At 73.7% G+C, this 13,043-nt stretch carries 15 protein-coding genes; 7 read left to right on the top strand and 8 right to left on the bottom strand.

All coding sequences use genetic code 11. The annotated features are described in order from the left end of the window. Positions 1-6: 6 nt before the first annotated feature. Entirely contained in the window at positions 7-267 is a 261-nt protein-coding gene (locus C1N71_RS04090; protein ID WP_254678092.1) for a helix-turn-helix domain-containing protein, read from the top strand. A gap of 14 nt (positions 268-281) precedes the next feature. On the opposite strand, the gene C1N71_RS04085 is transcribed toward C1N71_RS04090, so the two are convergent. Next, complete coding sequence (locus C1N71_RS04085) at positions 282-863, bottom strand: hypothetical protein (protein WP_137755249.1); 582 nt, start codon at positions 861-863, stop codon at positions 282-284. A 164-nt stretch (positions 864-1,027) separates the two neighbouring features. Between C1N71_RS04085 and C1N71_RS04080 the strand changes: the two genes are divergently transcribed. Then, positions 1,028-1,438 (top strand): Rv3235 family protein, encoded by a 411-nt coding sequence (locus tag C1N71_RS04080; RefSeq protein WP_254678091.1) that lies wholly within the window; start codon positions 1,028-1,030, stop codon positions 1,436-1,438. 5 nt (positions 1,439-1,443) lie between these two features. Here the strand turns inward: C1N71_RS04080 and C1N71_RS04075 are convergent, their stop codons facing one another. Both C1N71_RS04075 and mca read right to left on the bottom strand, forming a co-directional pair. Beyond that, complete coding sequence (locus C1N71_RS04075; RefSeq protein WP_175414093.1) at positions 1,444-1,731, bottom strand: hypothetical protein; 288 nt, start codon at positions 1,729-1,731, stop codon at positions 1,444-1,446. A gap of 5 nt (positions 1,732-1,736) precedes the next feature. Beyond that, positions 1,737-2,594, bottom strand: coding sequence for a mycothiol conjugate amidase Mca (mca, locus tag C1N71_RS04070; protein ID WP_175414092.1), 858 nt, complete (start codon positions 2,592-2,594; stop codon positions 1,737-1,739). A 65-nt stretch (positions 2,595-2,659) separates the two neighbouring features. Here mca and C1N71_RS04065 point away from each other — a divergent pair, with 65 nt between their 5' ends. Continuing rightward, positions 2,660-3,052: a DUF4307 domain-containing protein gene (locus C1N71_RS04065; protein WP_137755248.1), complete on the top strand. Its 393-nt coding sequence runs from the start codon at positions 2,660-2,662 to the stop codon at positions 3,050-3,052. A 58-nt stretch (positions 3,053-3,110) separates the two neighbouring features. Next, the gene (gene greA / locus C1N71_RS04060; protein WP_137755247.1) at positions 3,111-3,602 is read left to right on the top strand and encodes a transcription elongation factor GreA; all 492 of its coding nucleotides are present in this window, start codon (positions 3,111-3,113) and stop codon (positions 3,600-3,602) included. A 72-nt stretch (positions 3,603-3,674) separates the two neighbouring features. On the opposite strand, the gene ilvA is transcribed toward greA, so the two are convergent. Continuing rightward, positions 3,675-4,922 (bottom strand): threonine ammonia-lyase, encoded by a 1,248-nt coding sequence (ilvA, locus tag C1N71_RS04055; protein WP_137755246.1) that lies wholly within the window; start codon positions 4,920-4,922, stop codon positions 3,675-3,677. Further along, positions 4,919-6,091, bottom strand: a complete 1,173-nt coding sequence (locus tag C1N71_RS04050) for an AI-2E family transporter (protein WP_254678090.1) — start codon at positions 6,089-6,091, stop codon at positions 4,919-4,921. The genes ilvA and C1N71_RS04050 overlap by 4 nt, the downstream gene beginning before the upstream one ends. 95 nt (positions 6,092-6,186) lie before the next feature. On the opposite strand from C1N71_RS04050, the gene C1N71_RS04045 reads away from it, so the two are divergent. Then, entirely contained in the window at positions 6,187-7,401 is a 1,215-nt protein-coding gene (locus C1N71_RS04045; protein ID WP_137755244.1) for a winged helix-turn-helix domain-containing protein, read from the top strand. 16 nt (positions 7,402-7,417) lie between these two features. On the opposite strand, the gene C1N71_RS04040 is transcribed toward C1N71_RS04045, so the two are convergent. From C1N71_RS04040 to C1N71_RS04030, 3 genes are read right to left on the bottom strand one after another with little or no spacing between them, the layout of a single operon-like run. After that, on the bottom strand, positions 7,418-7,780 hold the full coding sequence (locus tag C1N71_RS04040; RefSeq protein ID WP_137755243.1) for a hypothetical protein: 363 nt from the start codon (positions 7,778-7,780) through the stop codon (positions 7,418-7,420). A 23-nt stretch (positions 7,781-7,803) separates the two neighbouring features. Continuing rightward, complete coding sequence (locus C1N71_RS04035; RefSeq protein ID WP_137755242.1) at positions 7,804-9,099, bottom strand: D-arabinono-1,4-lactone oxidase; 1,296 nt, start codon at positions 9,097-9,099, stop codon at positions 7,804-7,806. Positions 9,100-9,106: 7 nt separating this feature from the next. After that, positions 9,107-10,306 (bottom strand): alanine racemase, encoded by a 1,200-nt coding sequence (locus C1N71_RS04030; RefSeq protein ID WP_137755241.1) that lies wholly within the window; start codon positions 10,304-10,306, stop codon positions 9,107-9,109. Positions 10,307-10,450: 144 nt separating this feature from the next. Between C1N71_RS04030 and C1N71_RS04025 the strand changes: the two genes are divergently transcribed. Together C1N71_RS04025 and C1N71_RS04020 are read left to right on the top strand one after the other, a co-directional pair. Further along, positions 10,451-11,971, top strand: coding sequence for an MFS transporter (locus C1N71_RS04025; protein ID WP_137755240.1), 1,521 nt, complete (start codon positions 10,451-10,453; stop codon positions 11,969-11,971). A 76-nt stretch (positions 11,972-12,047) separates the two neighbouring features. Next, positions 12,048-13,001, top strand: a complete 954-nt coding sequence (locus C1N71_RS04020) for an alpha/beta hydrolase family protein (RefSeq protein ID WP_137755239.1) — start codon at positions 12,048-12,050, stop codon at positions 12,999-13,001. Positions 13,002-13,043: the final 42 nt, after the last annotated feature.

Raw genomic sequence — 13,043 nt, 5'->3', positions numbered from 1 at the left:
AGCATCATGGGTGCCGTGATCGAGCGCCGCTTCCTCAGCGCCGCGGACGCCGCCGAGATGCTCGGGGTGGAGCCGCGGGACGTCGTCGCGCTCGTCGACTCCGGCTCGCTGCCCGGCATCCGCGTCGCGGGCGGCTGGCGCATCGAGCTCGCGGTGCTGCAGTCGTGGATCGACGAGCAGTACGAGGCGCAGCGGCGCGGCGCGCTGTGGCAGGAGTCGCAGACCGCGTCGATCGCCGATCTCTTCGGCCACGACCGACGCCGCTGACGCCGGCCCTCGGACTACGGCAGGCGCACCCAGTCGATCGCCGCGAAGGGCACGAGCTCGACGCCGACCACGTGGCGCGGGTGCCGGGTCGTGCCCGCCTCGTGGATCGCGAGGTCGAGATGGTCGCGTGCCACGCGATCGATCGTGCCGTGCAGCGGCGCGGGGCATCGCACCTCGACGGCTGCGCGCCGCCGCGAGAGGTCGCGCAGCGCGAAGCCGAGGCTGAGGCGCGCCGCGAGCGGAGGCGGCGCACCGTGCGGCGCGGGCGCGGATGCGAGGGACCGCGTCACCGCGTCGTCGTCGAGCCGCACCCCCGCGATGGAGCGCATCGGCACGATGCAGCCGGCGCCGTCGCCGCCGACGTCGCGGATCGTGCCGCTCAGCCAGTCCCTGCCGACCGCGAGTCGCTCGATGCGCAGCCGCTCGCCAGACCGCAGGCGCAGGTCGAGCGAGCGGGGCGCGGCGCGCAGCCGTTCGACGAGCTCGAGCCTGCCGACGCGGAAGCGCTCCTCCTCGGCGAGGGTGTCGCGCTCGTGCGCTCCCAGCTCGGCCTCGAGCTGGCTCTCGAGGTCGTCGAACAGGTCGTCGAAGCGCACGCGCCGACGCTAGCCGCCGGGGCGGCAGCGCCCGTCGCGCTGTCCACAGTCCCCTGGCCGTCGGCGGGCGCGATTGTCCACAGATGGGGAGTCCTGCCCATTCCCAGCATCCGCGAGCCGGTCTACGGTGTGCGCCACGACCCAGGACACGAGGAGCAGAGCACATGCCACGGGCGAGGATGTCGGCCGCAGCGCTCGACGAGTACTTCGACTACCAGCCGTGCTCGACCCGGGATCTGCCCGATCCGACGCCCCTCGTCGAGAACCTCACGCGCTGCGTCATCGAGGTGCTCCTCGGCGCCCGCGAGGTCGAGCAGCTCGCGCGCTGGGTCACCGAGGACACCTACCTGCATCTCGCACGACGATCGATCGCGGCGCGACGGGCACGGGCGCTGCGACGGCAGCAGCCCATCCGCGCGCACTACGACGTGGGACCCGTCGTCGTCACGCACCCCGGCGACGGCGTCGTCGAGGCGACGGCGATCGTGCGCTCCCCCGGCCGCACGCGCGCCGTGGCGATGCGGCTCGAGGGCCTCGACGAGCGCTGGCGTGCGACCGCCGTGCACGTGCTCTGACGGCGTCAGCCCTGGCGGCCGCCCGGCTCCGGCGTCGACGGCTCGACGGGCGAGGATGCGGCGACGCCGCCCTCGCCGTCCCTCGGCGCCTCGGCGTCCGCATCCGCCTGCTCGGCGGCGATCTGCGCGCGCACCTCCTCGCGGTACCGCACGCGCCGCACGCGGCGGTTCATGTCGAACAGCAGGAAGCACACGATCACCGCGACGACGGCCGTCGCGACGAAGCCGATGACGCCCGGCGTCACCGAGTCGGGGTCGTAGCCCTGCGCGGTCGTGGCGAGCCTGGCGAGCATGGTGGTCACTCCTCGTCGATCCCTGCGAACAGGTCGGTCTCGGGCAGGGTCTCGCCCACGGTCGAGCGCACGAGCTCGTAGTCCTCGGTCGGCCATGCGCGGCGCACGACGTCGTGCGGCCAGAAGAAGTACGGGGTGTCGGGTGCGACCTGGCTCGCATGCGCGCGCAGCGCGGCGTCGCGAGCGTCGAGGTGGTCGCTCACGTCGACGCGCGTCGTCACGCGCGGCGTGCGGTCGCGCATCCACTCGGCCATCTCGCGGATGCGCTCGATGCGATCCGACTCGGGGTCGTGCAGCTCGTAGTCCGCGAGGTACGCCTCGACCTTGTCGGACGACGACATGCGGTCGTAGTAGACCTTCGACACGGCCCACGGCTCGCCGAGCTCCGGGCTCGCGTCGCTCGCGGCGTGCTCGATCGCCCACATCGTGATCTCGTGGCAGCGGATGTGGTCGGGATGCGGGTAGCCGCCGCGCTCGTCGTACGTGACGACGACCTGCGGGCGCAGCCGGCGGATGATGCGCACGAGCGGTCGGCCGGAGACCTCGACGGGGATCGTCGCGAACGACAGCGGCCGCACGGGCTCGCCCTCGTCGGGCAGCCCGGAGTCGACGTAGCCGAGCCAGATGTGATCGATGCCCAGGGCCTCCTGCGCGCGCCGCATCTCGACGCGTCGGAGCCCCGCCATGTCGCGCGCGGCGTGCACGGTGTCGGCGAACGCCTCGTTGAGCACGTCGCCGGACTCGCCGCCCGTGCAGCTCACGACCGTCACCTGCGCGCCCTCGGCGGCGTACCGCGCCATGGTGCCCGCACCCTTGCTCGACTCGTCGTCGGGATGCGCGTGCACGCTCAGCAGGCGACGCATGGCTCCTCCGCTCGCGAGGCTAGGCTGGGATCGGGACCCAACGATCCTCCCACGGAACCGCCGACATGACCGACCTCGCAGCCCGCTACGGCCGCACCCCGGAGCGTCGGCGTCGCGATCGCATCATCGGCGTCTCCGTCGCCGTCGGCATCGTGCTCGTCATGCTCGCGTGGGTCGTATGGGGCGGCCTGGCGGACCCGCGCGGAACGATCGACGCGCAGGACACCGGCTCGACCCGCATCGACGAGCACGCCATCCGCATCGACTTCACCGTCACCGTCGAGCCGGGCACGCCCGTGCGCTGCGCCGTGAACGCGTTCGACCAGAACCACACGACGGTGGGCTGGGTCGAGCTCGACGTCGAGCCGTCCGACCGCTGGACGACGGGCCAGAGCGTGCTCGTGCGCACCGCCGACGAGGCGATCGGCGGATTGGTCTACCGCTGCTGGCTGCGATAGGGTCGTCGCCAATGCCGGTCCGCTCGGACCGGCATCCCGCATATCCAGAGAGGCTCCCATGCCCGACACCACGGAGACCTGGCTGACCCAGGAGGCCTACGACCGCCTCCAGGCAGAGCTCGACAACCTCACCGGGCCGGTGCGCAACGAGATCGCGAAGCGCATCGAGGAGGCCCGCGACGAGGGCGACCTCAAGGAGAACGGCGGCTACCACGCGGCGAAGGACGACCAGGCGCAGGTCGAGGCCCGCATCGCGCAGGTCACGCACCTGCTGCGCACCGCCAAGGTCGGCGAGGCGCCCGCGGCGAACGGCGTCGTCGAGCCCGGCACGGTGGTGAAGGCGTCGATCGCCGGCTCCAAGCAGACGTTCCTCGTCGGCAACCGCGAGATCCACGAGGCCGGCGACGACCTCGACGTCTACTCGGAGTCGAGCCCCATCGGCGCCGCCGTGCTCGGCCTCAAGATCGGCGAGACGACGACGTACACCGCGCCGAGCGGCAAGGAGATCGAGGTCGAGATCCTCGACGTCGAGACGTACCGCGGCGCCTGACGCGCACGACGACGACGGCCGCCCGCATCGCGCGGGCGGCCGTCGTCGCATGCGCAGGCGAGCAGCGCCCTGCTAGATCTCGTGCGGCTCGTAGCCGGCGCGACGCAGCGCCTCGAGCAGCCGCTGCGCGTGCTCGGGGCCGCGCGTCGTCACCGACAGCTCGATCGCGACCGCGTTGATCTGCGTCCACTCGTTGTGGCGCGTGTGGAGCACCTCGACGACGTTCGCCTGCTCGTCGGAGAGGATCTGCGCGATGATCGCGAGCTGGCCGGGCCGGTCCGGCAGGTCCATGCGGAACCGCAGGTAGCGCTGGGACGCGACGAGGCCGCGACCGATGACGCGCTCGAGCACCATGGGGTCGACGTTGCCGCCCGAGACGATCGCGACCGTCGAGCCCGCATCGCGCACGGCTCCCGTCATGATCGCGGCGGTCGTGACGGCGCCCGCGGGCTCGGCGACGAGCTTCGCACGCTCGAGCAGCGCGATGATGGCGCGCGCGATGTCGTCGTCGGCGACCGTGACGACCTCGTCGACGCAGGCGCGGATGATCTCGAACGGCAGGTCGCCCGGACGCGCGACCGCGATGCCGTCCGCGATCGTCGGCATCGTGTGGATCGTCGTGGGCGCGCCGTGCGCGAGCGAGGGCGGATAGGCGGCGGCGCCCTCCGCCTGCACGCCGACGACGCGGATCCGGCGCCCGAGCTCGGCAGCGCGCTGCTTCGCGGCGGAGGCGACACCCGCCGCGAGGCCGCCGCCGCCGATCGGCACGAGGATCGTCTCGACGTCGGGCTGCTCGTCGAGGATCTCGAGGCCGAGCGTGCCCTGGCCGGCGATGATGTCGTGGTGGTCGTAGGGCGGCACGAACGTCGCCCCCGTCTCGGCGACGTGCGCGACGGCCGCCTGCAGCGCCGACTGGAAGTCGAGGCCGCGCAGCTCGATGCGCGCGCCGTAGTCGCGCGTCGCCTGCACCTTCGGCAGTGCGGCGCCGAGCGGCATGAAGATCGTGGAGCGGATGCCGAGCTCGGAGGCGGCGAACGCCACGCCCTGCGCGTGGTTGCCGGCCGAGGCGGCGACGACGCCGCGCTCGCGCTGCTCCTCGCTCAGCTTCGAGAGCATGTTGTACGCGCCGCGGAGCTTGTAGGCGCCGGTGCGCTGCAGGTTCTCGCACTTGAGGTGCACCGTCGAGCCGAGCATGCCCGACAGGTGGCGCGAGAGCTCGAGCGGCGTGCGCTGGATAGCGGGCGCGACCGTGCGCTGCGCGTCGCGGAACTCCGCGAGCGAGGGGCCGGGGATGGTGCCCAGCGCGTCGAGCGACGTCATGCGGTCGGCACCTCCGAGACGTCTCGCGGGCGCGGGTTCGTGCGCCACGCGCCAGTCGCGATCGTCGTGATCGCGACGTTGAGGAAGGCGACGACGGGCACCGCGAAGAGCGCGCCGGGGATGCCGGCGACGATCGAGCCGCCCGCGACGGCGAGCACGACCGCGAGGGGATGCACCTTGACGGCCGAGCCCATGATGAACGGCTGCAGCACGTGGCCCTCGATCTGCTGCACGAGCAGCACGATGCCGAGCATGATGACGGCCGGGATCGGGCCGAGCGCGATGAGCGCGACGAGCACGGCGATCGCGCCCGTCGTGACGGCGCCGACGACGGGGATGAACGAGCCGAGGAACACGAGCACCGCGATCGGCACGACGAGCGGGAAGCCGCCGTAGAAGAGCCCGAGGATGAAGGCGCCGAGCCCGATGCCGACGGCGTCGATCGCGGCGACGAGCACCTGCACGCGCACGAAGTTGCCGAGCGTCACCCAGCCCGCGCGTCCGCTGCCGTCGACGGCCTGGCGCGCGCGCCGCGGGAAGATGTGGACAATCCAACGCCAGATGCGCGCACCGTCATAGAGCAGGAAGATCGTCGCGAAGATCGTCAGCAGCATGCCGACGAGCAGATGCCCGAGCGACGAGCCGACGGAGAGCGCCCCCGACAGGATCTGCTGCGAGTCCTGCTGGATCGCGTCGACGACCGCGCCGGTGTAGCGCGAGATGTCGCGCTCGGTGAGATGCAGCGGCGACTCGAGGAGGAGCTGCCGCAGCCCGTCGTACGAGGCCAGCGCGCGACGCTGCAGGTCGGGGTAGCCGCCGCGGATCTGCGACACGGCGAGCCAGAACAGCGCCGTCACCGCGGCGAGCAGCAGCACGACCGCGACCGCGACCGCGAGCCCGCGCGGCCAGCGATGTCGCTGCAGCCACTCGACGAGCGGGATCATGAGCGCCGTCAGCAGCGCCGCGACCATGAGCGGGATGACGATGATGCGCAGCTGCGCCACGAGGAAGAGGAGCGCGGCGAGCGCGAGGCCGACGACGAGCAGGCGCCACGACCACGCGCTCGCGATGCGGAGCCCGGGCGGCACCGTGTCGGCGCCGCTCGGCACGCCGCCCGCGGCGGGGCGCGTCGGCGCATCCCCGCGATCGCGCCCGCCGAACAGCCTCATGGGGCATGAGCCTAGCGACGCGCGTGCTCGCATCCGCACATGCGTCGTCCCTGCACGGGCGATGAGCGTCGGTGGCGCGCCGTAGGGTCGAGGGCATGGCGCGAGCACGGCTGTCGGCGGCGGAGGCCAGGCGCGTCGCGTTCGCGGCGCAGGGATTCGGAGCGCGACCGTCGTCGGTGGGCACGCGCCAGCTCTCGGGCGCCCTCGCGCGGCTGCGGCTGCTGCAGCTCGACACGGTCAACGTCTTCGAGCGCAGCCACTACCTGCCGATGCTCGCCAGGCTCGGCGCCTACGACCGCGCCCTGCTCGATCGGCTCGTCGTGCACGACCGCCAGCCGAGGCGCCTGGGCCGCACGACGGAGCTGTGGGCGCACGAGGCGGCGATCGTGCCGGTGGAGGACGTGCCGCTGCTGCGCTTCCGCGCCGAGCGCTTCCGCGCGAAGCCCAGGAACGCCGCCTTCCTCGCGCAGCACGCGAGGCTCGTCGACGAGCTGCGCGCCAGCATCCGCGATCGCGGCCCCTCGACGGTCGGCGAGCTCGAGCATCCGTCCAACGTGCGGGGTCCGGGCGGCTGGTGGGATCGCGGCGACGCGTACCACGCGGTCCACGCGATGTTCCGCGCCGGCGACCTCGTGGTGCTCGGGCGGCGACGGTTCGAGCGCGTCTACGACCTCGCCGAGCGGGCGCTGCCGGCCGCGCTGCAGCACGCGATGCCCGAGGAGGTGGCGACGGTCGAGCTCGTGCGGCGCGCGGCGGTCGCCCTCGGCGTCGGCACGGTCGACGACCTGCGCGACTACTACCGCCTCGCCTACCTCGCCGACGCGAGGCGAGCCGTCGAGCAGCTGGTCGAGGCGGGCGAGCTCGTGCCGGTGACGGTCGAGGGATGGGGTGCACCCGCCTACCTGCATGCCGAGCAGCGCATCCCCCGCACGATCGACGCGACGTCGCTGCTGTCGCCCTTCGACCCCATCGCCTGGCACCGGCCGCGCGCCCTGCGCATGTTCGACTTCCACTACCGCATCTCGATCTACACCCCGCCCGAGGAGCGGGAGCACGGCTACTACGTGCTGCCGGTGGTCGTGGGCGACGCGATCGTCGGGCGCATGGATCTCAAGAGCGATCGGCGCGCGGGCGTGCTGCGCGTGCAGCACGCGCACGTCGAGCCCGCGTTCGCCGATCGCGCGGGCGAGCTCGCGGCGCGCATCGCGCCGCGCGTGCTCGAGGCCGCGGCGTGGCAGGGGCTCGAGGCCGTCGCCGTCGCGGGGCCTGGCACGTGGGCGCCGGCGCTGCGCGCGACGCTGCGATCCTGACGGCTCGGCCTTCGGGCTAGAACGCGATGCGCGGCGGCTCGGCGGTGCCGCCGCCCGCCTCCTCGAACTGCGGCTCGGGGATGCGGCCGGCGTACAGCGACGTCGGGAAGCGCTTGCGCAGCGCCTCGCCCTCGCGCGTCGCGGCGTTGACCGCCCGACGCTCCTGCTGGACGCGGTCGTTCGCACGTGCGACGTCGGCCGGCTCCCCGCTCGTGGCAGCCGCGGCGGCGCGCGCCTCCTCGAGGCGGGCGCGCGCGGCGACGATCTCGTCGCGCGCCCGCGAGACCTTCCGCCCGGCGACGATCTGCCACGCCACGACGGCGAGCACGATGACGACGATCGCGGCGACGACGGCGAGCGTGATGGTGTCGAGCGGCATGGCTCCCAGGCTACCGGCGGCGCTCAGCCGATCGTGCGGCGGAGGTACGGGTTGTCGAAGGTGCGGTCGGGGTCGAGGCGGTCGCGCACGGCGCGGAAGGCCGCGAGCGTCGGCAACGCCGGCTCGAGGTCGGCCGCGGTGCGCGTGTGCAGCTTGCCCCAGTGCGGCCTGCCGCCGTGGTCGACGAGCACGCGCTCGACCTCGGCGAAGTGCTCGCGCGGGTCCTCGCGCCAGTACCGGTGCACGGCGACGTAGCCGGTCTCGCGTCCGTGGGCGGTGGAGAGCAGCGCGTCGTCGCCCGCGACGGCGCGCACCTCGACGGGGAAGGTGATGCGCCAGCCGCGGCGCTCGACGAGCGCGCGCATCGCGCGGAACGCGCTCGGCACCGCGTCGAGCGGCATCCCGTACTCCATCTCGCGGAATCGCACGCGTCGGGGCGCGACGAAGACGCGGTCCGAGCGATCGCGCACCTCGGGGCCGGCGAACTGCGTCGACGCGACCCGCGCGAGGCCCGGCGCGAGCGAGGGCACGGCGGCGGCCGCCGCGCACAGCACGCCCCAGGCGCCGTTGGCGAGCACCTCGCGCTCGACGACCCTGCGCACGACGCCCGGGCCCATCGGCGGCGCGTCGGCGGGCCCGCGCGTGCGGGTCATCGTGATGGCCACGTCCGTGCCGTGGAACCAGTACCACTCGACGTGGTCGCCGCCGGCCGCGCGCTCGCGCCACGCCTCGAGCACGGCCTCGAGCGGCTCGACGCGCTCGACGGCATGCAGCGTGAACGCGGGCGAGCACCGCAGCGTGACGTCGACGAGCACCCCGAGGGCGCCGAGGCCGAGCCGGACGGCCGGCAGCAGCTCGGGATGCTCGCTGCCGCTCACGCGCAGCACCTCCCCCGTCCCCGTCACGAGCGTCGCCGCGACGATCGTCGATCCGATGGAGCCGAATGCGAGACCCGTGCCGTGCGTGCCGGTCGAGACGGCGCCGGCGAGCGTCTGCCGGTCGATGTCGCCCATCGACTCGAGCGCGAGCCCGTGCGGCGCGAGCAGGTCGCCGATCGCGTGCAGCGGCGTGCCGGCGGCGAACGTCGCCTCGCGCCGCGCGGCATCGACCGCGAGGAGGCCCGAGAGCCGCGCGAGGTCGAGCTGGATGCCGGGCGCGACGGCGACGGCCGAGAACGAATGGCCTGCGCCGACGGGCTTCACCCGCGCGCCCCGCTCGTGGGCTGCGCGCACGATGCCCGCGACCTCGTCGGCGTCCTCCGGCCGCAGCACCGCGGTCGGCGTCGCACGCTGCGAGCGCGCCCAGTTCCGCCACGTCATCGTGCGCTCACCGGAACGTGCGGCCCTCGCCGCGGTAGGTGGGCACGGCTGCGATCGTGGCGTCGCCGTCGACGACGTGCAGCGCGTCGACGTGCTCGCACGCCTCGCCGGCCTTCGCATGGCGCATCCAGACTCGGTCGCCGATGCGCAGATCGCGCGCCGCATCGCCGCGCACGGGCGTCTGCACCTCGCCGAAGCCCTCGCGCGCGAGCGTGGCGAGCCCGCGCGGCCAGGCGATCGTCGGCTGCCGGTCGGCGCCGACGGGGCCGGACGCGATCCATCCGCCCGACTGCAGCGTCGCGACGTCGGCGCTCGGGCGGCGCACGACCGGCAGCGCGATCGCGAGCGCCGGCGCCGGCTGGAAGCCGCGGTAGCCGTCGAAGAGCCCCGGCCCGAAGAGCCCGGAGCCCGCGGCGACCTCCGTGACGGCCGGCTCGGCGCTCGTGCGCTCGAGCGACCCCGTGCCGCCGCCGTTGACGAACGCGAGGTCGGCGATGCGTCGCACGCGCGCGACGGCGTCGGCACGGCGCTCGGCGAGCTCGGCCGCCGAGACGCGCTGCATCGCGCGCACGACGGCGCTCGCCGCGTCGCCGACGCCGGCGATCTGCCCCTCGTAGGCCATGACGCCGACGAGGGAGAAGCCGGGCCGATCGGCGACGACGCGGGCGAGGGAGTCGAGGTCCGCAGCGGCGTGCACGGGCGAGCGCCGCGGTCCGACGTGGCCGAGCGGTCCGCGCCACGACGCGTCGAGCTCGAGCGCGACGCGGATCGTCGCACGCGTGCGCGGCGCGGCGACGGCGTCGACGAGGTCGAGCTGCGCGGGATCGTCGACCATGATCGTCACGCGGCTCGCGAGGCGCTCGGATGCCGCGAGCGCGGCGATCGCCGCCCGGTCGACGCTCGGGTAGCCCACGACGACGTCGTCGCACGTCTCCGCGAGCCACAGCGCCTCGGACAGCGTGTAGGCGAGGATCCCGTGCCAGCCGGGCTGCGCGAGCACGGCGTCGAGCACGGCGCGGCATCGCACCGACTTCGACGCGACGCGGATGGGCGTGCCCGACGCGCGCCGCACGAGGTCGGCGGCGTTCGCTGCGAGGGCCGACAGCGACAGCGCGGCCAGCGGCGCGTCGAGGTCGCGGGTGGCAGCATCCATCGACGGCCAGTGCGCGTCGGCGTCGAAGGGGGACGCGGCGGCGAGGTCGAGCATCCTCGCACCCTATGCCCGCCACTACTCCTCACGCGTCGCATCCGTCAATGCCCGCTCCGCCCGCGCGGGCGAGGTCTAGGAACGTATGCGGACGCCGCGCACGTGCGACGCCCCAGCCAGGTCACGACGAGGGACGGGGAGACGATGACGTCGACGGACGCGAAGGCGAAGGAGCACCGGTCGCTCGTGCCGGCCAGGATGGACCGGCTGCCGTGGTCGAGGTTCCACTGGATGATCGTCGTCGGGCTCGGGTTCTCGTGGATCCTCGACGGCCTCGAGGTGCAGATCGTCGCGGCGAACGGCTACGCGCAGACGCTCGGCATGGATGCGCAGGAGGTCGGTCTCGCCGGCACGTGCTACCTGCTCGGGCAAGTGTTCGGCGCCCTCGTCTTCGGCCGGCTCGCGGATCGGCTGGGCCGCAAGAACCTCTTCCTCGTGTCGCTCGGCGTCTACCTGCTGGGCTCGGCGATCGCGGGTCTGTCGTTCGCGCCGTGGTTCTTCTACATCTGGCGCTTCGTCGCCGGCGCCGGCATCGGCGGCGAGTACGCGGCGATCAACTCGGCGATCGACGAGATCATCCCCGCGAGGTACCGCGGCCGCGTCGACATCGCCATCAACGGCACGTACTGGGGCGGTGCCGCGCTCGGCGCCGTCGCCTCGTCGTTCTTCCTGAACACCGACTACTTCAGCCAGGATCTCGGCTGGCGGCTGTCGTTCTTCATCGGCCCCGTGCTCGGCCTCCTGCTCATCTACCTGCGCCGCCACATCCCCGAGAGCCCGCGCTGGCAGATGACCCACGGCCGCGAGGAGGAGGCGGAGCGGAACGTCTCCGAGATCGAGGACCGCATCCGCGCCGAGGGCAAGCAGATCGGCGACGTCGACGAGACGAAGGCCATCACGGTGCGGGAGATCGGCCGCGTGCCGTTCACGACGATCGCCAAGGTCCTCTTCCGCGAGTACCCGCGGCGCACGTTCGTCGGCATCACGATGATGGTGACGCAGTCCTTCCTGTACAACGCGATCTTCTTCACGTACGCGCTCGTGCTCGAGAACTTCTACGACACGCCGCCCGCGACGGCGTCGCAGTACTTCATCGCGTTCGCCCTCGGCAACCTCACCGGCGCGCTCGTGCTCGGGCGGCTCTTCGACACCTGGGGCAGGCGACGGATGCTGTTCGGCACGTACGTGCTGGCCGGTCTCATCCTGCTCGTGTCGGCGTTCCTGTTCCGCGCCGACGTGCTCGACGCGACGACGCACACGATCTTCTGGTGCGCGTCGTTCTTCTTCGCCTCGGCGGGCGCGTCGGCCGCCTACCTCACGGTGTCGGAGATCTTCCCGCTCGAGCTGCGCAGCCAGGTGATCTCGTACGTGTTCTCCATCGGCCAGGCCGTCGGCGCGGCGGCACCGGTGCTCTACGGCACGCTCATCGGCGACGGCACCGATCGCGATCCGCTCTTCTGGGGCTACGTGCTCGGCTCGTGCGTCATGATCGCGGGCGGCGTCATCTGCGGCATCTTCGGCGTGAGCGCGGCCGGCCGCTCGCTGGAGGACGTCACGGCGCCCCTCTCGCTCGTGCAGGGCGCCGAGAGCGGAGTGACGCCGGACGGGTCGGCGCCGGACGGCGCCGGATCGGGCGCGGCGCGCCGGGAGGGTGGGCGCTCCTAGTGCGTCCGACGCGGGGCGGGTGACGCCTGGGACTGGCCCCTGGGAGCCCGGCGGACCCGCTGATAGCGTCGCTACCATGCGCGGCGCTGGCCTGCTCGTCGACGAGGACGCCCACGAGATCTGCACGGTCGTGCCCACCGAGATGGGCGACCTCCAGGCGATCCTCCACGTGCCGGACGACGCGCCCCTGCCCGGACTCGTGCTCGTCGACGGCGCCGACGACGGCGACCGCTACGGATGGGGCGGCCGGCCGGCGTGGCTCGCGGATGCCGGAGCCGTGGTGCTGCGCCACGACAGACCCGGATGCGGCGGCTCGCCCGGCGACTGGCGCTCGCAGACGCTCGAGGATCGCGCGCACGAGTCCCTCGACGCCGCGCGCGTGCTGCGCGGCCGCCCCGCGACCGCCGGGCAGCCGATCGGGCTCTACGGCGTCGGGCAGGGCGGCTGGGTCGCGCTGCTCGCCGCGACGCTCGATCCGACCCTCGTCGACTTCGTCATCGTCCAGTCGGGGCCGGCGACCTCGCCGCGCGAGCACGAGCGGGAGCGGCTCGAGCGCGCGCTCGTGCACGCGGGCCTCGAGGGACGCGCGCTGGCCTCGGCGCTGGCCTGGGTCGACGAGCGCTCGCGGCTCGTCGCGAGCGACGTGCCCATCGAGGACGTCCTCGCGCTGCAGCAGCGCTACGAGCACGAGCCCTGGTTCCCCGTCGTGCGGCGCCCATACGACGACGCGGCGTCGCTGCGTCGCCTGCGCGGCATCCTGACGTACGACTCGAGCACGGTGCTGCCGCTCGTGCGCTGCCCCGTGCTCGTGCTGCTGGGCGCCGCGGATCCCACGTTCTCGATCCACGCGAGCATCGCCGCGTACGGGCAGCGGCTGCTGCCGAACGCGCGATCGGGCGGCGCGGTGCTGCCGGACGCGGATCAGGGGATGTTCGTCGCCGCCCCCGCGGACGGCGTCGACCGCCGATCGCAGCTCGCGCCCGCCTACCTGCCGCTCGTCTCGGCGTTCCTCGCCGACCAGCGCCGCTGAGGCGAGCGGCGCGCACGCGGCCCGACGACGAGAGGGCCGGCA

The sequence above is a fragment of the Agrococcus sp. SGAir0287 genome (genome assembly GCF_005484985.1).
GTDB lineage: Bacteria > Actinomycetota > Actinomycetes > Actinomycetales > Microbacteriaceae > Agrococcus.
Note: the sequence above shows the minus strand (reverse complement) of the source record. Positions and strands in the feature narration are given on the sequence as shown.

What these genes read in the sequence shown, in the direction of transcription:
- C1N71_RS04090 (WP_254678092.1), top strand. Translation starts at nt 7, where the DNA reads ATGGGTGCCGTGATCGAGCGCCGCTTCCTCAGCGCCGCGGACGCCGCC.
- C1N71_RS04080 (WP_254678091.1), top strand. Translation starts at nt 1,028, where the DNA reads ATGCCACGGGCGAGGATGTCGGCCGCAGCGCTCGACGAGTACTTCGAC.
- C1N71_RS04075 (WP_175414093.1), bottom strand. Translation starts at nt 1,731, where the DNA reads ATGCTCGCCAGGCTCGCCACGACCGCGCAGGGCTACGACCCCGACTCG.
- mca (WP_175414092.1), bottom strand. Translation starts at nt 2,594, where the DNA reads ATGCGTCGCCTGCTGAGCGTGCACGCGCATCCCGACGACGAGTCGAGC.
- C1N71_RS04065 (WP_137755248.1), top strand. Translation starts at nt 2,660, where the DNA reads ATGACCGACCTCGCAGCCCGCTACGGCCGCACCCCGGAGCGTCGGCGT.
- greA (WP_137755247.1), top strand. Translation starts at nt 3,111, where the DNA reads ATGCCCGACACCACGGAGACCTGGCTGACCCAGGAGGCCTACGACCGC.
- ilvA (WP_137755246.1), bottom strand. Translation starts at nt 4,922, where the DNA reads ATGACGTCGCTCGACGCGCTGGGCACCATCCCCGGCCCCTCGCTCGCG.
- C1N71_RS04050 (WP_254678090.1), bottom strand. Translation starts at nt 6,091, where the DNA reads ATGAGGCTGTTCGGCGGGCGCGATCGCGGGGATGCGCCGACGCGCCCC.
- C1N71_RS04045 (WP_137755244.1), top strand. Translation starts at nt 6,187, where the DNA reads ATGGCGCGAGCACGGCTGTCGGCGGCGGAGGCCAGGCGCGTCGCGTTC.
- C1N71_RS04040 (WP_137755243.1), bottom strand. Translation starts at nt 7,780, where the DNA reads ATGCCGCTCGACACCATCACGCTCGCCGTCGTCGCCGCGATCGTCGTC.
- C1N71_RS04035 (WP_137755242.1), bottom strand. Translation starts at nt 9,099, where the DNA reads ATGACGTGGCGGAACTGGGCGCGCTCGCAGCGTGCGACGCCGACCGCG.
- C1N71_RS04030 (WP_137755241.1), bottom strand. Translation starts at nt 10,306, where the DNA reads ATGCTCGACCTCGCCGCCGCGTCCCCCTTCGACGCCGACGCGCACTGG.
- C1N71_RS04025 (WP_137755240.1), top strand. Translation starts at nt 10,451, where the DNA reads ATGACGTCGACGGACGCGAAGGCGAAGGAGCACCGGTCGCTCGTGCCG.
- C1N71_RS04020 (WP_137755239.1), top strand. Translation starts at nt 12,048, where the DNA reads ATGCGCGGCGCTGGCCTGCTCGTCGACGAGGACGCCCACGAGATCTGC.